This is a genomic window from Pseudomonas corni, assembly GCF_057128765.1.
In genome coordinates this window covers 141131-160354 of sequence record NZ_JBSKHW010000014.1, presented here as the reverse complement: position 1 = coordinate 160354, position 19224 = coordinate 141131, and the positions used below count along the sequence as shown (strand labels likewise).

At 58.5% G+C, this 19224-nt stretch carries 15 protein-coding genes, 4 tRNA genes and 1 pseudogene; 9 read left to right on the top strand and 11 right to left on the bottom strand.

From position 1 onward, the window contains the following. The first annotated feature begins 3 nt into the window (after nucleotides 1-3). Nucleotides 4-432: a type IV pilin protein gene (locus tag ACWKV9_RS21055; RefSeq protein ID WP_483838059.1), complete on the top strand. Its 429-nt coding sequence runs from the start codon at nucleotides 4-6 to the stop codon at nucleotides 430-432. A gap of 27 nt (nucleotides 433-459) precedes the next feature. Next, entirely contained in the window at nucleotides 460-1587 is a 1128-nt protein-coding gene (gene thiO, locus ACWKV9_RS21050) for a glycine oxidase ThiO (protein WP_483838058.1), read from the top strand. Here the strand turns inward: thiO and ACWKV9_RS21045 are convergent. From ACWKV9_RS21045 to bamD, 6 genes and pseudogenes are all read right to left on the bottom strand, one after another. Continuing rightward, a pseudogene (locus tag ACWKV9_RS21045) lies at nucleotides 1566-1980 on the bottom strand (hypothetical protein). The gene thiO and the pseudogene ACWKV9_RS21045 sit on opposite strands and share 22 nt — an antisense overlap. Beyond that, complete coding sequence (locus ACWKV9_RS21040; protein ID WP_483838057.1) at nucleotides 1967-2563, bottom strand: nucleotidyltransferase domain-containing protein; 597 nt, start codon at nucleotides 2561-2563, stop codon at nucleotides 1967-1969. The pseudogene ACWKV9_RS21045 and the gene ACWKV9_RS21040 overlap by 14 nt, the downstream one beginning before the upstream one ends. Before the next feature lie 78 nt (nucleotides 2564-2641). Further along, on the bottom strand, nucleotides 2642-3982 hold the full coding sequence (locus ACWKV9_RS21035) for a sigma-54-dependent transcriptional regulator (protein ID WP_483838056.1): 1341 nt from the start codon (nucleotides 3980-3982) through the stop codon (nucleotides 2642-2644). A gap of 2 nt (nucleotides 3983-3984) precedes the next feature. Next, on the bottom strand, nucleotides 3985-5577 hold the full coding sequence (locus ACWKV9_RS21030) for a sensor histidine kinase (RefSeq protein WP_483838055.1): 1593 nt from the start codon (nucleotides 5575-5577) through the stop codon (nucleotides 3985-3987). After that, nucleotides 5567-5806, bottom strand: a complete 240-nt coding sequence (locus ACWKV9_RS21025; RefSeq protein ID WP_483838054.1) for a PP0621 family protein — start codon at nucleotides 5804-5806, stop codon at nucleotides 5567-5569. Before ACWKV9_RS21025 ends, ACWKV9_RS21030 begins: the two co-directional genes overlap by 11 nt. A 137-nt stretch (nucleotides 5807-5943) precedes the next feature. Then, nucleotides 5944-6960: an outer membrane protein assembly factor BamD gene (gene bamD / locus ACWKV9_RS21020; RefSeq protein ID WP_483838053.1), complete on the bottom strand. Its 1017-nt coding sequence runs from the start codon at nucleotides 6958-6960 to the stop codon at nucleotides 5944-5946. Nucleotides 6961-7111: 151 nt separating this feature from the next. On the opposite strand from bamD, the gene rluD reads away from it, so the two are divergent. From rluD to ACWKV9_RS20985, 7 genes are all read left to right on the top strand, one after another. Continuing rightward, a complete protein-coding gene (gene rluD / locus ACWKV9_RS21015) occupies nucleotides 7112-8074 on the top strand; it encodes a 23S rRNA pseudouridine(1911/1915/1917) synthase RluD (RefSeq protein ID WP_483838052.1) in 963 nt (320 codons plus the stop codon). Nucleotides 8075-8082: 8 nt separating this feature from the next. Next, the gene (gene pgeF, locus ACWKV9_RS21010; protein WP_483838093.1) at nucleotides 8083-8811 is read left to right on the top strand and encodes a peptidoglycan editing factor PgeF; all 729 of its coding nucleotides are present in this window, start codon (nucleotides 8083-8085) and stop codon (nucleotides 8809-8811) included. Between the two features lie 819 nt (nucleotides 8812-9630). Continuing rightward, nucleotides 9631-12195 (top strand): ATP-dependent chaperone ClpB, encoded by a 2565-nt coding sequence (gene clpB, locus ACWKV9_RS21005; RefSeq protein WP_483838051.1) that lies wholly within the window; start codon nucleotides 9631-9633, stop codon nucleotides 12193-12195. 336 nt (nucleotides 12196-12531) lie between these two features. Further along, a tRNA-Asn gene (locus tag ACWKV9_RS21000) sits at nucleotides 12532-12607 on the top strand. A gap of 21 nt (nucleotides 12608-12628) precedes the next feature. Further along, nucleotides 12629-12705, top strand: a tRNA-Pro gene (locus ACWKV9_RS20995). Nucleotides 12706-12712: 7 nt separating this feature from the next. Further along, nucleotides 12713-12788 (top strand) — tRNA-Lys (locus tag ACWKV9_RS20990). A 95-nt stretch (nucleotides 12789-12883) separates the two neighbouring features. Then, nucleotides 12884-12960 (top strand) — tRNA-Pro (locus ACWKV9_RS20985). A 112-nt stretch (nucleotides 12961-13072) separates the two neighbouring features. On the opposite strand, the gene pstS is transcribed toward ACWKV9_RS20985, so the two are convergent. The 5 genes from pstS to ACWKV9_RS20960 form a co-directional block, all read right to left on the bottom strand. After that, a complete protein-coding gene (gene pstS, locus ACWKV9_RS20980; protein ID WP_483838050.1) occupies nucleotides 13073-14110 on the bottom strand; it encodes a phosphate ABC transporter substrate-binding protein PstS in 1038 nt (345 codons plus the stop codon). A gap of 209 nt (nucleotides 14111-14319) precedes the next feature. Next, entirely contained in the window at nucleotides 14320-15753 is a 1434-nt protein-coding gene (aldA, locus tag ACWKV9_RS20975; RefSeq protein ID WP_483838049.1) for an aldehyde dehydrogenase, read from the bottom strand. A gap of 30 nt (nucleotides 15754-15783) precedes the next feature. Beyond that, nucleotides 15784-16584, bottom strand: coding sequence for an aldolase/citrate lyase family protein (locus tag ACWKV9_RS20970; RefSeq protein ID WP_483838048.1), 801 nt, complete (start codon nucleotides 16582-16584; stop codon nucleotides 15784-15786). Nucleotides 16585-16597: 13 nt separating this feature from the next. Further along, complete coding sequence (gene rhmD / locus ACWKV9_RS20965) at nucleotides 16598-17782, bottom strand: L-rhamnonate dehydratase (protein ID WP_483838047.1); 1185 nt, start codon at nucleotides 17780-17782, stop codon at nucleotides 16598-16600. A 31-nt stretch (nucleotides 17783-17813) separates the two neighbouring features. After that, nucleotides 17814-19112 (bottom strand): MFS transporter, encoded by a 1299-nt coding sequence (locus ACWKV9_RS20960; protein ID WP_483838046.1) that lies wholly within the window; start codon nucleotides 19110-19112, stop codon nucleotides 17814-17816. Nucleotides 19113-19224 lie beyond the last annotated feature (112 nt).

Genomic DNA, 19224 nt, shown 5'->3' with positions numbered 1-19224 from the left:
GTCATGTTTGAGAGATCAAAAGGTTTCACCCTCATTGAGCTGATGATCGTAGTTGCGATCATCGGCATCCTTGCGGCGATTGCCTATCCCAGCTACACCGAATACGTCAGGCGCACCCATCGTTCGGAAATCGCCGGGCTGCTGTCCGAAGTCACTCAAAGCCTCGAACGGTTTTATTCCCGAAACGGGACCTATGCGGATGTCGCTGCAGCAGGATCGGTGCCCGCCGTGACGCTCTCCATCCCAGCGAGTAATGGCTTCTATACGATCGCTGCCGACCGCACCAACGCCCAGGCATTTACCCTTACCGCGACGCCGACTGCCACGATGGTCGGGGATAAGTGCGGCAGTTTCGTTATCGATAACACAGGTAAGCGCAGCAATACCGGCCTGACAGGGGGCGCAACGACGACCACATGCTGGAGCCGGTAAGTCTTCAATTTCCGCATTGAGCATCTTATGTCCAAGCAGCAAGTCATCATCATCGGCGGCGGCGTCATAGGCCTGCTCACCGCCTTCAACCTCGCGTCAGCGGGCGTGAGTGTGGTCTTGCTCGACCGCTCAGCCGTCGGGCAGGAGTCTTCATGGGCTGGAGGCGGGATCGTTTCGCCGCTTTACCCGTGGCGATACAGCCCCGCCGTGACGGCGCTGGCGCATTGGTCCCAAGATTTTTATCCGCAGTTGGCGCAGCGCCTGTTCGCTGCCACAGGGATTGATCCTGAAGTTCACAAAACCGGTTTGTACTGGCTGGATCTGGACGACGAAACCGACGCGTTGGCCTGGGCTGCCAAACAGAACCGTCCGTTGAGTGCTGTGGATATCTCATCGGTGTATGACGCAGTGCCGGCGTTGGGCGGCGGATATCGGCGCGCAATTCACATGGCCAATATTGCCAACGTGCGCAATCCCCGGCTGGTCAAATCGCTGAAAGCCGCTTTGCTGGCGCTGCCGAATGTGACGATTCATGAGCAGTCGGCCGTGACCGGGTTTCTGCGCGAAGGCGATCGAGTCCTCGGCGTTAGCACGGCGGCGGGCGATGTTTTGGGTGATCGAGTGGTCTTGGCGGCGGGTGCCTGGAGCGGAGAACTGCTGGCGTCGCTAGGCCTGGATCTGCCGGTTGAGCCAGTAAAAGGCCAGATGATTCTCTATAAGTGCGCGTCGGATTTCTTACCGAGCATGGTTCTTGCCAAAGGCCGTTACGCGATCCCGCGCCGCGATGGTCACATCCTCATCGGCAGTACGCTGGAGCATGAGGGTTTCGACAAGACACCCACCGAAAATGCGCTGGAGAGCCTGAAAGCGTCCGCCGTCGAGCTAATTCCCTCGTTGGCCGATGCCCAAGTGGTAGCGCATTGGGCGGGCCTGCGGCCGGGCTCACCTGAAGGCATCCCCTTTATCGGGCCCGTGCCGGGTTTCGAAGGGTTATGGCTGAACTGCGGGCATTACCGAAACGGTCTGGTGCTGGCGCCGGCGTCGTGTCAGTTGCTGACGGACCTGCTGTTGGGGCAGGCGCCGATCATTGATCCAGCGCTGTATTCGGTTCGGGGGCGGATCTCAAACCAGCATTACAGCGCGTTATCGAGGTAGTCCTTTAGTTTTTCGGTATTAACAATCCGCTCCGCAAGCAATGACTCGTCCACATCCATATAGCCTTCATATTCCGCAAGGTTTCGCCGCTCATGGCAGAGAGCGAAAAGCCTCATCTGTACGTGGGTGACGCTGGCTGTGTGAAAGGCATTGGAAGACCAAATAGCGTCGGTCTGAGCGGTACCCGCGCAATCTTAAGGCTGCCAAAGCCAGAGCATGTGCAGCGCTGTAGGCGAGATCGAAACGGCTTGCAAAGGAAAGCGTCGGGTTGCGGGCGTCATGCAGGCGATCCTTTGCGGACTCAGTCAAACCCTTGCATTCCCTTTGATCAGGCGGTTCGACTTTGAGTCCGCCGCTACGTACCAGGTTGTCGAGGTTGTCATGATTGCCCATCCTTGGGTTCTCTTGGGTCACTGCCAATGATTTGGATTTTTTCCTGCTGCCAGACTCGCTGCACGAAGCTGTTACCGGCATCCAGCTTGGCCAGCCAGTCGGCGGTCGTGTAAAGCGTCGGATTTATCGTCCGCGCCAGACGCGCTTCGAGGAGGATCATACGCTCCATCACTTCGCTATAGCTGAGGCCGTCCCCAATCAGCATGAGATCAATGTCACTGGACGTGTGCGCGTTGCCTTTTGCGATCGACCCGTAAATGAAGGCCCAGCAAATTCTGCATGAAAATGGCGCCAGCTCTGCGCGAATGTGATCTGCGATGCCGAAGGTTTTTCGAACGATGGCGACCAGCTCGCTAAAGATAGGGCATTCGGGGTTAGCTTGGTAATGAGTCTGATTGCCGATGGGCCTGATGCTGATGATCCCTGCACCCTGCAGACGGGTAAGCTCACGCACGAGACTTCCTTTACCGACCTGAGCCCAGCGAGCGATTTCATTAGTGAAATAGCTTCGGTCCGGATTGCCGTACAAGAGGCCCAACAGCCTTTGCTGGGTAGTAGTAAAAAGCGCGTTGGCCAGTGACATGACAGCATCCTTAGGGTCCCAAAAAGGGAGCGATAAGACCCTATTTGGGACTTATAAAGCCCCGGTCACTGGAAAGCTTTAATCCAGCCCCAACTTCTTCAACCGATAACGCATCGAACGAAACGACAGGTTCAATCGCTGGGCCGCCGCTGTTCTGTTCCATCGGGTTTCTTCGAGCGCCTGCAAGATCAGTTTGCGTTCGATGCTTTCCAGGTAGTCCTCGAGATTGTCGATGTCCGCCAGGTTGGGATCGCCCTGTTCATGGGTGTTGATGGGCTCGGCCAGGCGCAGATCGTCGGCATTGATCTGGTCGTTGTCGCACAGCGTGTAGGCGCGTTCGAGCATGTTTTCCAGTTCGCGCACATTGCCGGGGAAGCGATAGTTCTTTAGCGCGTCGAGTGCTTTGGGCTGCAAGCGAGCGGGGGGTTGGACGTTATTAATGCTTAGCCGCTTTAGCACGCTGTTGGCCAACTCTTCGATGTCTTCCCGCCGCTCGCGCAGCGAAGGCACACGCAGTTCAATCACGTTTAGCCGGTAGTACAAATCCTGGCGAAACCGGCCGGCGGCTACTTCTGCGCTCAGGTCCTTGTGGGTGGCGCAGAGCACGCGCACGTCCACCACGACTTCCTGCTGGCCGCCAATGGCTCGCACGGATTTTTCCTGTATGGCACGCAGCAGTTTGACCTGCATTGCCAAGGGCAGGTCTGCCACTTCATCGAGGAACAAGGTTCCGCCATTAGCCGCCTGAAACAGGCCTGGCTTGTCTTCATGGGCGCCGGTGAAACTCCCTTTACGGTGGCCGAAGAACTCGCTTTCCATCAGATCAGACGGGATTGCTCCGCAGTTCACCGGCACGAACGGTTGATCGCCCCTAGGGCCTTGATCATGAATCAGGCGCGCCACCAATTCCTTACCGCTGCCAGATTCGCCGCTGATGTAGATCGGCGCCTGGCTGCGTGCCAGCTTGCTGATCTGCTTGCGCAACGCTTCCATTGGCGGCGAGCTACCCAGGAGCCGCCTGTCCAGACGTACCTCACTGGACGGCGGCAAACGCAGGCGCAGGGCGCTGCTCACTAACTCGCGCAACCGACCCAGATCCACCGGCTTGGTCAGAAAGTCAAAAGCCCCCGCCTTTAGGGCGTGGATTGCTGTATCGAGGCTGCCATGGGCCGTGATCATGGCCACCGGCACCTGAGCGTGACGCTGCTGGATGTGCTGAACCAGTTCCAGCCCGTTGCCGTCTGGCAGGCGCATGTCAGTGAGGCACAGGTCGAACGGCTCGCGCGCCAGCCACTCGTGGGCTTCCTTGACGTTGCGCGCGCTGCGGGTATCGAGCTTCATCCGCCCCAGAGTGATCTCCAGCAGTTCGCGGATGTCGGGCTCATCGTCGACGATCAGGATCTTTTGCCGTTGGCTCATGTTCAACTCAATTTGAACGGATGGGCGAAGGTAATCCGCATGCAGCTGCCGCCACCTTCCCGTGGTGAGTAATCCAGATTGGCCTGATTGCTTTCGCACAACTCACGCGAGAGGTAGAGGCCCAAGCCAGTTCCATTACTTTCTGTGGTGAAAAACGGTTCGAAGATCTTGGTCAGGTGTTCCTGCGCAACGCCGGGGCCGTCATCCAGCACTTCCAGCGTCGGCAGTTCGCTCATGGGGTTATGAAACAACCTGAGCCACACGTTCGCGCGTTCGTTGTATTGCGCGCTGTAGCGAAGGCCGTTTTGCACCAGATTGGTCATGACCTGCTGCAGTTGTTCGGCGTCCATTCGGGTTGTGAGCAGGCCGGGGCCGGTTTGAAGATGAACCTGCTGATCGGCGGTCAAGGAGTGGCCAAGCTCACTGACGAAGTGTTCAAGCCACTGCTTTAGGTCGAGCAGATTGGCTTCGGTCTGACGTCGGCGGGACAGCTGCAAGACGTTCTCGATCACCAGATTCATCCGTCGTGACTGGTCCTGGATGATTTGACTGAGACGCCGATCGGCGGCGTCCAGTTCCTCGGACTCTCCCAGCAACTGCGCCGCATGACTGATGGCGCCCAGCGGATTGCGGATTTCGTGGGCGATGCCGGCAGTCAATCGGCCTAGCGCAGCGAGTTTCAGTTGCTGCGCCTGTTGCGAGATTTGCGAGAGGTCTTCGAGGAAAACCAGCGTGTGGCGATGATTGCCGCGAGTCAGCGCGATGAACCCCGCGCGCAGCACCGGCCCGATGGCAGACGTGGAAATGCTGCGCGGCGCCAGTGTCGGGTTGACCTGCCACTGGCGCAGCCGATCGACCAGTGGCAACGAATAATCATCAATGTTTCGTCCCAGCAGCTCTTCGTGCCCCAGCAGCGTTAGCGCGCTTTGATTAGCCAGCAGCACGGTGCGCTTGGCGTCCAGCACCAGAATGCCGGTGCGCATGCGCTGCAGGATTAACGCGTTGAGCTCTTCGAGGTTATTCACATCTGCCGCACGCTGCTCGGCGATGTCTTCGCTGACCTGCAGTCGCCGCACCAGCGCTTGAACGAGCAACGCTGCGGCAAAGCATAGCGCTCCCAGCGAGCCCGCCTGCACGTAGTGATTGGCGGCCGACGGCTTGTGGTAGCTGATGTAAAACGTCAGATAAATGATACCGATGGCCGAAATCGCCGCGATCAGCAAACCGGGGCGCTTGCGCAGCAGCACGTTGCTGATTGCTACCGAGGCGATGATCAGGTTACCGATGCCGCTGGGAGCACCGCCGCCGGCGTAGAACAATGCCGAGAGCATAAAGGCGTCGCCGACCGCCAGCAGAAACAGCTGACCCTGACTGGTGGGGCGTTCCAGTAGCACGACGATCAAGATGTTGAACACCAGATACAGCCAGCATCCGGTGCGGAACAGGTCGATGTCGGCCAGTTCGAGCAGTTCGGCGTCCAGGCTGCTGGAAATCAGCAGCACCAGCATCACACCGATGGTCAGTCGATAAAGGTGGTACAGCCGAAGAATGCGCTGCGCCTGGGGGGTCGCGAGAGACAGGGTCTCAGCGGTCACGTGTCGCAGGGCCCTGAAGCCGATGCGGCTCGCTGCAATACCATTGCTGACCAGAACTGAGCGCTCGATCCTGCGGAACATGGACGCCACATTGTGCGCAACGGACCATCGGCGCCGCCGCAATTTCCGGTGGTTGTGCCTTGGGGCGTGGAGCAGGGCCTCGTTTAAGGCGTTTGAACAACCAAATGGCCGCCATGATCAGGGCGATCCACATAATCAAACGAATCATGTTTACCAGCTTAGTGAGTGAAGATTTCGCAGTGTAGCCAAGGCGCTGCCGCCCGGACAGTGATGCGCGCGCTTATAAAGTGTCCGGGCATAAAAAAGAGGCCCCGAAGGACCTCTTTTCTTGTGACAGCGGTGTATTCAGTCAAATACGCCGAATGTCGCGTAGCTGAACCAGGAGCGGTCGTTGTTGCCTTCGGCTTCGTGTTCCTGTTCGTCGAGCTCTGCCTGGTTTTCTGGCAGGAGGTCAGCAGGGATGGCTTCCTTGGCGTCTTCGTACTGCTTGATCACGTCCTGGTTGGCGCGAGTCTGGCCAGGCGGCAGCGGCGGACGGCTTTCGATCAGGCCCAATGTCGCTTTGGACAGCCACGAGCGGTTGTCTGCTTCGGACTCTCTTGGTTCGAACTTGCCATCGGCCAGTTGTGGGTGGTCCGGATAGTTGGCCTTGAGCACTTCAAGGCTGGTGTCGGCCAGGTCGTCCAGATGCAGGCGCTGATAGGCTTCGACCATCACGGCCAGACCATCGCCGACGGCTGGGGTTTCCTGGAAGTTTTCTACAACGTAGCGACCACGGTTGGCAGCGGCGACGTAGGCCTGACGGGTCAGGTAGTAGTCAGCGACGTGGATTTCATACGCAGCCAGCAGGTTGCGCAGGTAAATCATGCGCTGCTTGGCGTCGGGGGCATAGCGGCTGTTGGGGTAGCGGCTGGTCAGTTGGGCGAACTCATTGTAGGAGTCACGCGCTGCGCCAGGGTCACGCTTGGTCTGGTCCAGCGGCAGGAAGCGCGCCAACAGGCCGACGTCCTGGTCAAACGAGGTCAGGCCTTTCAAGTAATAGGCGTAGTCAACGTTCGGATGCTGGGGATGCAAGCGTATAAAACGCTCGGCAGCGGATTTTGCAGCCTCAGGCTCGCCATTCTTGTAGTTGGCGTAGATCAGCTCCAATTGGGCTTGATCTGCGTAACGACCGAACGGATAGCGTGACTCCAGCGCCTTGAGTTTTTCAGTGGCGCTGTTGTAGCTGTTGTTGTCCAGATCGGCCTGCGCCTGCTGGTACAGCTCGACTTCGCTGAGGTTTTCATCGACGACTTCTTTCTTCGAAGAACAAGCAGCGGTGAGTGCGAGGATGGCGATCAGCAGCAGGTGTTTCACTTGCATGGCGGCTTGCGTCCCTATAACGGCCTGCTGTCTTGCGCAGGACCGTCCTGTTATGATGAGCGCCCCGTGGAACCCCCGGGACAAAAGACGCCGTATTTAACCACAAGCGCGCAGCCGAAACCAAAGGCCAGTGCCACCTCCTAGTTTGAGCATGTCTGAGATCATAGAACTCCGCGCAGAGGTGCCGTCCGAATTGGGCGGTCAACGCCTCGACCAAGTCGCCGCCCAACTCTTCGCTGAGCACTCACGCTCGCGCCTTTCCGCCTGGATCAAAGACGGCCGCCTGACTGTGGACGGAGGCGTTCTGCGCCCGCGTGACATCGTGCATGGCGGCGCCGTGCTGGCTTTGGTCGCCGAACAGGAAGCCCAGGGCGAGTGGATCGCCCAGGACATCGAACTGGACATCGTCTATGAAGACGACCAGATCCTGGTCATCAACAAACCTGCCGGTTTGGTCGTACACCCCGCCGCAGGCCATGCCGATGGCACATTGTTGAACGCTTTGTTGCATCACATACCGGACATCGTCAATGTTCCGCGTGCCGGTATCGTGCATCGCCTGGACAAGGACACCACCGGTTTGATGGTGGTGGCCAAGACCATTCAGGCGCAAACGCAGCTGGTTACCCAGCTGCAGAACCGTAGCGTCAGCCGTATTTATGAGTGCATCGTGATCGGTGTCGTGACAGCCGGTGGCAAGATCAACGCGCCGATCGGACGTCATGGCCAGCAACGCCAGCGTATGGCAGTGATGGAAGGCGGCAAGCCCGCGGTCAGTCATTATCGTGTGCTGGAGCGTTTTCGCTCCCACACCCACGTCCGGGTCAAGCTCGAAACTGGCCGTACGCATCAGATTCGTGTGCACATGTCGCACATCAACTTCCCGCTGGTGGGCGATCCAGCCTACGGCGGTCGCTTCCGCATACCTCCAGCGGCCAGTGTGACGATGGTCGAATCGCTCAAGCACTTCCCGCGTCAGGCGTTGCATGCCCGCTTCCTTGAGCTGGATCACCCGACGACCGGTCAGCGCATGAGCTGGGAATCGCCTCTTCCAGACGACTTTGTCTGGTTGCTGTCGCTGCTCAAGCAGGACCGCGAAGCGTTTGTTGGATGAGTGATTTTGTGGCGGACTGGCTCATTCCCGACTGGCCTGCGCCAGCCGGGGTTAGGTCATGCGTCACCACGCGAGCGGGCGGCGTGAGTCTGGCGCCGTTCGACAGTTTCAATCTTGGGGATCATGTCGATGATGATTCTCAAGCTGTCAGCAGTAATCGCCTTGCGCTGACCTCCCGGCTCCTAATCCAACCAGCCTGGCTGCGTCAGGTACATGGCGTCTCAGTTGTTGAAGCCACGACCACCGAAGTGATGGAAGCCGACGCCAGTTGGACGTCCACCCCGGGAATTGCCTGCACCATCATGACCGCCGATTGTTTGCCAGCGCTGTTCTGCAATCGCGCGGGCGACAGGGTCGCTGCGGCCCATGCCGGTTGGCGAGGGCTGGCGGCGGGGGTGCTGGAAGCGGCGGTGAGCAGTTTTTCCAACGATCCAGCCGATGTCATGGTCTGGTTGGGTCCTGCCATCGGACCGGACGCGTTCGAGGTCGGGCCAGAAGTGCGAGAGGCATTCATCGCCACGCACCCATCGACGGTCGATGCCTTCGTACCGAGTGTCAACGACGGCAAGTTCATGGCCAACATCTATCAGCTGGCGCGCTTGCGCCTGGCGGCTTACGGGGTGACAGCGGTCTACGGCGGCGGATTTTCGACCTACAACGATCCACGCTTTTACTCCTACCGCCGAAGCGCCCGCACCGGGCGTTTCGCCTCCTTGATCTGGATCGAACACGCCTGACCCGCTTCTGCCCAGACTTTCCAACATGACCGGCACGTGCGATCTCCGTTTCTGCCCGAAGGGCGTAGGAGTCCGGCTTGCCGACGATGGGTTGCGTAGCAGCCCCAATGCGATGGACCTCGGCTTTGTCTGACCCACCCCATGCGCCGGTTTTACTGCCGCTTCGCGCCAGATCGCGAGCAAGCTGCGCTCCTACGCCCTCCGGGCAGAATCAAAAGCGATTCGCGGCGCGCCGAATTCCCGTTCCGGGCAGAATCAAAGGCGTTATAGCTTTGCTGGTCTGCTTCTGCCCGAAGGGCGTAGGAGTCCGGCTTGCCGACGATGGGTTGCGCAGCAGCCCCAATGCGATGGACCTCGGCTTTGTCTGACCCACCCCATGCGCCGGTTTTACTGCCGCTTCGCGCCAGATCGCGAGCAAGCTGCGCTCCTACGCGCTCCGGGCAGAATCAAAAAAGCGATTCGCGGCGCGCCGAATTCCCGCTCCGGGCAGAATCAAAAGCGGTGTAGCGTAACTGGTCTGCTTCTGCCCGAAGGGCGTAGGAGTCCGGCTTGCCGACGATGGGTTGCGTAGCGGCCCTATTGCCTCCGACCTCGGTTTTGAAGCAATTAGAGGCGTTCCGCATTTTCGCTCCAGGCAAAAATCATAATCAGATGTCCCTCACTACTGCATCAAACTGGCTCGCGACAGCTATCGTTGATCCACATCAATCAACCACCGCTTGAATCCTGAACAATTGCCCGCATCTAACGGACCATCTGCCAGGTTTTCTTTATCAGGTGTGTTCATTGCTCCGGCCTGGCTATATAGGAAGGTGACTAATGCGTATCGATCGTTTAACCAGCAAATTACAGTTGGCTTTATCCGACGCCCAATCTCTCGCAGTGGGCCTGGACCATCCGGCTATCGAGCCGGCGCACTTGATGCAGGCCTTGCTTGAGCAGCAGGGCGGTTCAATCAAACCACTGCTGTTGCAAGTGGGCTTTGACGTCAACAGCCTGCGTAAAGAGTTGAGCAAAGAGCTTGACCAACTGCCAAAAATCCAGAACCCGACCGGCGACGTGAATATGTCGCAGGACTTGGCGCGTCTGCTCAATCAAGCCGACCGCCTTGCCCAGCAAAAAAGTGATCAGTTCATTTCCAGCGAACTGGTACTGCTCGCCGCCATGGACGAGAACAGCAAGCTCGGCAAACTGCTTCTCGGTCAGGGCGTCAGCAAGAAAGCGCTTGAAAACGCGATTATCAACCTGCGTGGCGGCGGCGCGGTCAATGACGCCAACGTGGAAGAGTCGCGCCAGGCGTTGGACAAATACACCGTCGACCTGACCAAGCGCGCCGAAGAGGGCAAGCTGGACCCGGTCATCGGGCGTGACGACGAAATCCGTCGCACGATTCAGGTGCTGCAACGCCGGACCAAAAACAACCCGGTGCTGATTGGCGAACCTGGCGTCGGTAAAACCGCCATTGCCGAAGGCCTGGCGCAGCGCATCATCAACGGCGAAGTGCCGGACGGTCTGAAGGGCAAGCGTTTGCTCTCTCTGGACATGGGCGCGTTGATTGCTGGCGCCAAGTTCCGCGGTGAATTCGAAGAGCGCCTCAAAGGGCTTCTCAATGAGCTGTCCAAGCAGGAAGGCCAGATCATCCTGTTCATCGACGAACTGCACACTATGGTTGGCGCCGGTAAGGCCGAAGGCTCAATGGACGCTGGCAACATGCTCAAACCTGCGTTGGCGCGGGGCGAGCTGCACTGCGTCGGCGCGACCACGCTCAATGAATATCGCCAGTACATCGAGAAAGATGCCGCCTTGGAGCGTCGCTTCCAGAAAGTGTTGGTGGAAGAACCGAGCGAAGAGGACACCATCGCCATTCTGCGCGGCCTGAAAGAGCGCTATGAAGTTCACCATAAAGTAGCGATCACCGACGGTGCAATCATCGCGGCGGCCAAACTCAGCCATCGTTACATCACCGATCGCCAGTTGCCCGACAAGGCGATCGACCTGATTGACGAAGCCGCCAGCCGCATTCGCATGGAGATCGACTCCAAGCCCGAAGTCCTCGACCGTCTTGAGCGGCGTTTGATTCAGCTCAAGGTCGAAGCCCAGGCGCTGAAGAAAGAAGACGACGAAGCTGCCATTAAGCGTCTTGAAAAGCTGCAGGAAGAAATCATTCGTCTGGAGCGCGAGTACGCCGATCTGGAAGAAATCTGGACCTCGGAAAAAGCCGAAGTCACCGGTTCTGCGCAGATCCAGCAAAAGATCGAGCAGTCGCGCCAGGAACTGGAGGCTGCGCGCCGTAAAGGAGATCTGAACCGCATGGCCGAGTTGCAGTACGGGATCATCCCGGATCTGGAGCGCAGCCTGCAGATGGTCGATCAGCACGGCAAGCCTGAGAATCAGTTGCTGCGCAGTAAGGTTACTGAGGAAGAGATCGCTGAGGTCGTTTCCAAATGGACCGGCATTCCTGTGTCGAAAATGCTCGAAGGCGAGCGCGACAAATTGATGAAGATGGAAAGCCTGCTGCATCAGCGCGTGATCGGTCAGAACGAAGCGGTGGTGGCCGTGGCAAATGCCGTGCGCCGTTCGCGTGCGGGGTTGTCTGATCCTAATCGGCCAAGCGGCTCGTTCATGTTCCTCGGCCCGACCGGGGTGGGTAAGACAGAGCTGTGCAAGGCGCTTGCCGAATTCCTGTTCGATACCGAAGAGGCGATGGTGCGGATCGATATGTCCGAGTTCATGGAGAAACACTCTGTGGCTCGGCTGATCGGCGCGCCGCCGGGCTATGTCGGTTACGAGGAGGGTGGTTACCTGACCGAGGCCGTACGTCGCAAGCCGTACTCGGTGATTTTGCTGGACGAAGTCGAGAAGGCCCATCCGGACGTGTTCAACGTGCTGCTGCAAGTGCTCGAAGACGGGCGTCTGACGGACAGCCACGGCCGTACGGTTGATTTCCGCAACACCGTAATCGTCATGACCTCGAACCTCGGCTCAGCGCGAATTCAGGAGCTGGAAGGGGACCGCGAGGCACAACGTGCGGCAGTGATGGATGCGGTCAGCTCACATTTCCGTCCGGAGTTTGTAAACCGGATCGACGAAGTGGTGGTGTTTGAGCCACTGGCGCGTGATCAGATTGCCGGTATTGCCGACATTCAGCTGGGGCGTCTTCGTAAACGTCTGGCAGAGCGTGATCTGGCGCTTGAGCTGACACCTGAGGCGATGGATAAGTTGATCGCTGTGGGTTACGACCCTGTCTATGGCGCGCGGCCTTTGAAGCGCGGGATTCAGCGCTGGATCGAAAACCCGCTGGCGACCTTGATCCTGTCGGGCGAGTTCATGCCTGGCAGCAGCATCACCGGCCGTGTCGAAGGCGACGAGATCGTTTTCAGCTGATCTGGCCGCTGCTTATATAGAGGGCATAAGGGCTTCCCGCGTGGAGGCCCTTTTTTTTCGCGGGTGATTTGCGCGAGAACGTGGATTGGCGGCGGTTGAAGGGCGATCTTCAGGAAAGTCGCAAATCATTGTCTTAAAAGCAATTTAGAGGGTTGACAGGTGTTTATGGAAATGTAGAATAGCGCGCCTCAGAGACGTGAACGCAGCGATGCGAACAGGTCGAAGAGGCTGAAAATGCAGGAGATTCAGGGTAGTAAGTGCAAGACATTGTTTTGTATGGATGTACTGGGTTTGTTGTGTTGGAAGCGTTGTAAGTTGCATCTGAAATTGAATAGTTCCGTGATAGCTCAGTCGGTAGAGCAAATGACTGTTAATCATTGGGTCCCAGGTTCGAGTCCTGGTCACGGAGCCAATTTCCAGAATGCAGCATTGTCGGGGTATAGCGCAGTCCGGTAGCGCGCCTGCTTTGGGAGCAGGATGTCAGGAGTTCGAATCCCCTTACCCCGACCACTATTTTGGGTCGTTAGCTCAGTTGGTAGAGCAGTTGGCTTTTAACCAATTGGTCGTAGGTTCGAATCCCACACGACCCACCATTTTCTGCCCGGCTTCATCGGGTTGAATCTTAGGGAGTGACGCCAGTCGCGTCACCCGCTTAGAATGCGCCTTACGAGGTGCATTCTTGTTTTATCGGGGTATAGCGCAGTCCGGTAGCGCGCCTGCTTTGGGAGCAGGATGTCAGGAGTTCGAATCCCCTTACCCCGACCATTTTCTGTCCAGTGTTGTAAATGGGCTGAAGACTGGCTTCAACGCCAACAGCGTTGAAGCAAATGAAAAAGGCGTCCTTCGGGACGCCTTTTTTGTTTGTGTCTATTTCCTGCTACTGCGCTTTCGGCGCATCACCCCACGACGCTTCGATCTGGTTTTTCAAGTCCATCGGAATCGGCGCGAAATCCAGCGAGCGGGCGTGCTCCTGACCGTTTTCCAGCGTCCAGCGGAAAAAGTCCTGCACGGCTTTCTGGCGATCGGCGTCCTTGGCTTGGCGATACATGATGATAAAAGTCGCCGCCGTGATCGGATAAGCCTGCTCGCCAGGTGCATTGAGCATCGACAGATCAAAGTCCTTGGCGTTTTTCCAGTCAGCTGTTGCAGCCGCAGCCTGGAAGCTCTCAGTACTCGGCGCCACGAAGTTGCCGGATGCGTTCTGCAGCAACCCGAAGTTGAGCTTTTGCTGTTTGACGTAGGCGTATTCGACGTAGCCGATCGAATTGGGCATCTGCTTCACGTACGACGCCACGCCCTCACTGCCTTTGCTACCCAGTCCCACAGGCCATTTCACCGACGTGCCTTCGCCCAGTTTGGTTTTCCATTGCGGGCTGACACGAGACAAGTAGCTGGTGAAGTTGAACGTGGTGCCTGAGTCCTCAGACCGGTAAACCACGTTAATTTTTGCATCAGGCAACTTCTGGCCCGGATTAAGGGCGACGATCGCCGGGTCATTCCACTTGCTGATGTTGCCCATGAAGATATCGGCCAGCAGTGGTCCGCTGAACTTCATGCTGCCAGGCGCCACATTTGCCACGTTGATCACCGGCACTACGCCGCCGATGACCGACGGAAACTGCTGCAAGCCCAGAGATTGCAATTCTGCTGACTTCATCGGCATGTCGCTGGCGCCGAAATCTACGGCGGCTTCCTTGATCTGCGCAATGCCGGCGCCAGAGCCGATGGACTGGTAGTTAACGCGGATGCCGGTCTTCTGGTTGTACGCTGTTGCCCACTTGAACAGCACTGGGTACACGAAGGTCGAGCCCGCGCCGGTTACCTCCGTGGTGGCCGCGCTGGCAGTGGTGAAAATCGACAGATTTAGCGCAATACCCAGACCGGCGCTGAGCATCATTCGGGAAAGCTGAAGCATGGAGTGACTTCCTGTGATCGAGCGACATCGAGTGTGATGCGCTTATGAAATCACAGGAATCAGCACGTTTTTGTGACAGGAAGTGAACATAGGTGCTGGCAATATCTCTAGGAGCGAATTCATTCGCGATGCGATCTATCAGGCGATTAAATCGGGTCGTCTGAACCGTTGCTCGCGAATGAATTCGCTCCTACAGGTCACGGGCTCCTTCAGCTTTGTATGTAAACCGCATGGGTATGGGTGTACTCATACAGCCCGTGCTTGCCGTCCGCGCCGCCGACGCCGGATTTACGCACACCGGCATGGAACCCCTGCATCGCTTCGAAGTTCTCGCGGTTGACGTAGGTTTCGCCAAAATCAATCTCGCGAATAGCCTGCATCGCCTTGCCCAGGTCGCGGGTGTAGATCGAGGACGTCAGCCCGTACTCGCAGTCGTTGGCCAGCGTGATGGCTTCGTCCAGGTCGTCGATGATCTGAATTGGCAGCACCGGCCCGAAGATTTCCTTACGCATGATTTCCATGTCCGCGCGGCAGCCGGTCAATACCGTTGGCTCATAGTGGAAACCCTGCTTGAGGTCCGCGATAGATCCTCCAGTTAGCAATTCGGCACCTTGGGCCAGCGCGGTCTTGACCTTTGCCGCCACACTGTCCAGGCCCTGACGATTGATCAGCGGTCCCATCTCGACATCAGTTTGCGCCAGCGGGTCTCCGTATCGAGTCCCCGCCATCGCCGCCGTGATTTTGCTGATGAATTCATCAGCCACACGTCGCTCCACGTATACCCGCTCAGCGCAATTGCACACTTGCCCGGTGTTGATGATCCGGGAATCCCTGATCGCCTTAACCGCCAGATCGATGTCAGCGTCCCCGAGCACAATGGCAGGCGCCTTGCCTCCCAGCTCCAGATTGAGTTTGGTGATATTGCTGGCAGCGGCGGCCATGATTCGTGATCCGGTTTCGACGCTGCCGGTGAAACTGATCATGTTCACCTGCTTGTGAGCGCTCAACGCGGCACCAACCCGCCCGTCGCCGCTGACCACGTTGAACACGCCGGGAGGCAGGTCGATTTCGGCCACCAACTTGGCGAACTCAAAGCAGTTGTTCGGAGTTTCTTCGCTCGGTTTGATCACGATGGTGTTACCGGTGATCAGTGCGGGCGCCATTTTGCGTGCGATCAAAAAGAACGGAAAATTCCACGGCAGAATGCCCGCGACCACGCCCAACGGTTTGCGAAACAGAAAAATGTTTTCGCCGGGGCGGTCGCTGGTGATGATTTCGCCTTCTATGCGGCGCGCCCACTCGGCCATGTAATCCAGATAATCAGCGGTGAAATTCACTTCGACTTCCGCCAGCCCGCTGATCTTGCCCTGCTCCAATGTAATGGTGCGGGCCAGATGGGCGACGTTTTCACGCAGTTTGTTGGCCATTTTGCGCAAGTAACCGGCGCGCTCGATGGCCGGTTTGCGCGCCCAGTCCTGTTGAGCGGCACGGGCCGATGCCAAGGCGCGGTCGACTTCATTGCTGTCGCTGGCCGGTACTTTCGACAGCACCGCGCCGCTGGCGGGGTTGGTCACCTCGAAATGCTCGGCGCTGGGGGCGAACTGGCCGTTTATATAGTTCTGATAAACCGGGATGGAGGACATGGCAGGCTCCTTTTTATTGTTAACGAGCAATCAATACGTGCGCGAAGGCGCGGGTGCGTTCGGGGTGTCGCGGTAGAGCGCCAGATTGGCTTTTGCGGCCTGGCGCAACAGGCTGATGTCGATGCCCACCGCTACGAACTGGCAGCCCCAGCTCAGGTAACGGCGAGCGTCTTCTTCGGCGGGGGCGAGGATGCCGCAGACCTTGCCGGCCGCCAGCGTAGCGTCCACTGCGTGTCGAATCTGCGCCTGCACTTCGGGATGCGAGGGGTTGTTGATATGGCCCAGCCCTGTGGATAAGTCCGCCGGGCCGATGAACACCGCATGCACGCCCTCGACGGCGGCGATGGCCTCGACATTTTCGACGCCCTTGCGCGATTCAACCTGGACGATCAAGCACAGTTCTTCGTGTGCAGTGTTCAGGTAATCCGGAACGGCGTCCCAGCGGGTAGCGCGTGTCAGTCCGCCGCCGACTCCGCGAATGCCGTGGGGCGGGTAGCGCATGGCTTGCACCAGCGCGCGGGCCTGCTCGGCGGTTTCGACCATCGGCACCATCAGCGTTTGCACGCCAACGTCCAGCAATTGCTTGATCAGCACCGCATCCCCCGTCACAGCGCGAACCACCGGCGCAGTGGCGTAAGGTGCGACCGCTTGCAGCTGAGACAAGATGCTTGGCACGGTATTGGGCGCATGCTCTCCGTCGATCAGCATCCAGTCATAACCCAGTCCGGCGACGATTTCTGAGGCGTAACCGGTGGCGAAACCGGCCCAGATTCCATACTGCGGCTCGTTCTTCGCCAGCGCGGCTTTGAACGCGTTGTGGGGCATTTTCATAAACGGATTCCTGTCAGTGCGTGTACGGACGGTGTAGCTGACATTCTGGATTGAGCGTCACGCCAAAGCCCGGTTGATCGAGTTTGGACAGGCGCATGCGGCCGTTCTCCGGGACCGGCTCACCCAGCAGTTGCGGGTGGAACATCGGCACCACTTCGTCGGCTTTGGGGGCCATCATCAAAAACTCCGCGAACGGGCTGTTGGTGCGCGTGGCGACAAAGTGATAACTGTAGACTGAGGACCCGTGGGGCACGACCATCGCGTTGTGCGCGTCGGCCAGCGCCGAAATCTTGATCAGCTCGGTGATCCCGCCGCACCAGCCGACATCCGGCTGAATGATGTCGCAGCAACCCATTTCCAGCAGCATGCGAAAGCCCCAGCGCGTGGCTTCGTGTTCGCCGGTGGTGACCAGCATGCCCTTGGGCACGTTCTTACGCAGGTCGGCGTAGCCCCAGTAATCGTCGGGGGACAGCGCTTCTTCGATCCACTTAAGCCCAAACTCGTGGGCGCCATGGGCTAGTTTTGTGGCGTAGTTCAGGTCCAGGCTCATCCAGCAATCGAGCATCAGCCAGAAGTCTTTGCCGACCCGCTCGCGCATCACCGCCAGTTCCTCCAGATTTTTGCGCAGGCCTTCTTCACCTTCAGACGGGCTGTGGTGCAGCGGCAGCTTGCCGCCAATGAAACCCATTTTCTGCGCCAGATCGGGACGCGCGCCGGTGGCGTAGAACTGCAACTCGTCACGTACTGCGCCGCCGAGTAATTGGTGAACCGGCTCCTGGCGGACTTTGCCGAGCAAGTCCCACAGCGCCAGGTCGATGCCGGAAATGGTGTTGATCACCAGGCCCTTGCGCCCGTAATACTGGGACGACAGGTACATCTGGTCCCAGATTTTTTCGATGTCGGTGACCTTGGCGCCCTCAAGAAAACGCGCCAGATGTTTCTCGACGATGTACGCCGCCGGTTCGCCCCCTGTCGTGACCGAGAAGCCGACATTGCCTGCCGAGTCCTCGATTTCCACCACCAGCGTGCCGAGCACGTTGATGCCGAAGCTGCGACGGCTCTGGCGGTATTCCGGATATTTGGCCATCGGCGTGGAGATGTGATCGTCAATCCAGTGGCCATCGCCCTGGTCGTGATAGTCGGCGCCGCCGCCCCGCAAAACGAAAGCGCGGACGTGTTTGATGGTGGGCGTGCTCATGGAGAACTCCTTTGCGTCGTAAATTCTGAAATCAGTGCTGAAAAGTCGGCAGCTTGTGGGGGGTTGCCTGCTTCGGCGGTCGGATGCCCATCACTAGCGCGGCGGCGATCAGCGTCGTGCAGGCCAGCAGGTACAAGCCGGCAGTCGGGGAGTGAAAAGCGCCTTCGGCCCAGTTCTTGAGAATTGGCGCGATGAATCCGCCCAGTGCGCCGAACGAATTGATTAGCGCAATCGCGCCCGCTGCGGCACTGCCAGCCAGGAAGCTGCCCGGAAAGGTCCAGAACACTGGTTGCACAGCGATGAAGCCTGAGGCTGCGAAGCACAGCGCGAGAATGCCCAGCAGGGGATTGGCGAAGGTGACCGAGGCGGCAATGCCGATGCTCGACACCACCAATGTCAGCGCTGCGACCAGACGGCGTTGCCCGGTGCGATCAGCAATGGCAGGCACACGCCACGCGGCGATCAACGCGCAGATCCACGGAATTGCGCTGACCAGCCCGACCATCAGACCGACCTTGCTGCCCAACAACCCGGCCACTTGAGTTGGCAGATAAAACACCACCCCGTAGACGCTGGCTTGAATCAGCAGGTAAATCACGCACAGATAAAGTACGGCCGGTTGGCACATGGCCTTGAGCACGCTGCCGTGGCCTTGCTTGCTGGCATCTTCTTCGTCGAGGACCGCCTGCAGTTGCTGGCGCTCCTCGACGCTCAGCCATTTGGCATCGGCGGGGCGGTTGTCCAGATAAAAGTAAGCCCAGACGCCCACCACGGTCGCCATCAACCCTTCAACAGCAAACAGCCATTGCCAGCCGTGGCTGCCGAGTACGCCGTCCAGCTCAAGCAGTAAGCCGGACAGTGGGCTGCCGAAAATAAACGCCAGTGGCGCACCGAAATAAAAGAAGCCCATGGCCTTGCCGCGGGCAGCTTGGGGGAACCAATAGGTGAGATAGAGGATGACACCTGGGAAGAATCCCGCCTCGGCCACGCCCAGTAAAAAGCGCAGGACGTAAAAAGTGGTTTCGGTATGGGCGAACACCATCGCGGCGGACACCAGGCCCCAGGTCACCATGATCCGGCACATCCACAGGCGAGCGCCGATCTTGTGCATGATCAGGTTGCTCGGCACTTCGAGCAGGGCGTAGCCCACGAAGAACACGCCAGCACCGAACGCAAAGGCAGCATCGCCAATACCGGTGTCGGCTTGAAAGGCCTGTTTGGCGAAGCCGACGTTGGCGCGGTCGAGAAACGCCATGATGTACATCAGCAGCAGGAAAGGGAGAAGACGCCATGAAACCTTGGCGAGCAGGGACGCGGGGACTGTGTTCACGGCAGTTTCCTTTTTGGAATTATTGACTGCGTCACCCAGCGTAGCGCTGGAGTGAGGGGGAATGTACTGCCGTCTAACGATGCGTGACCAATCGTTTTTAGATTAAGATCGA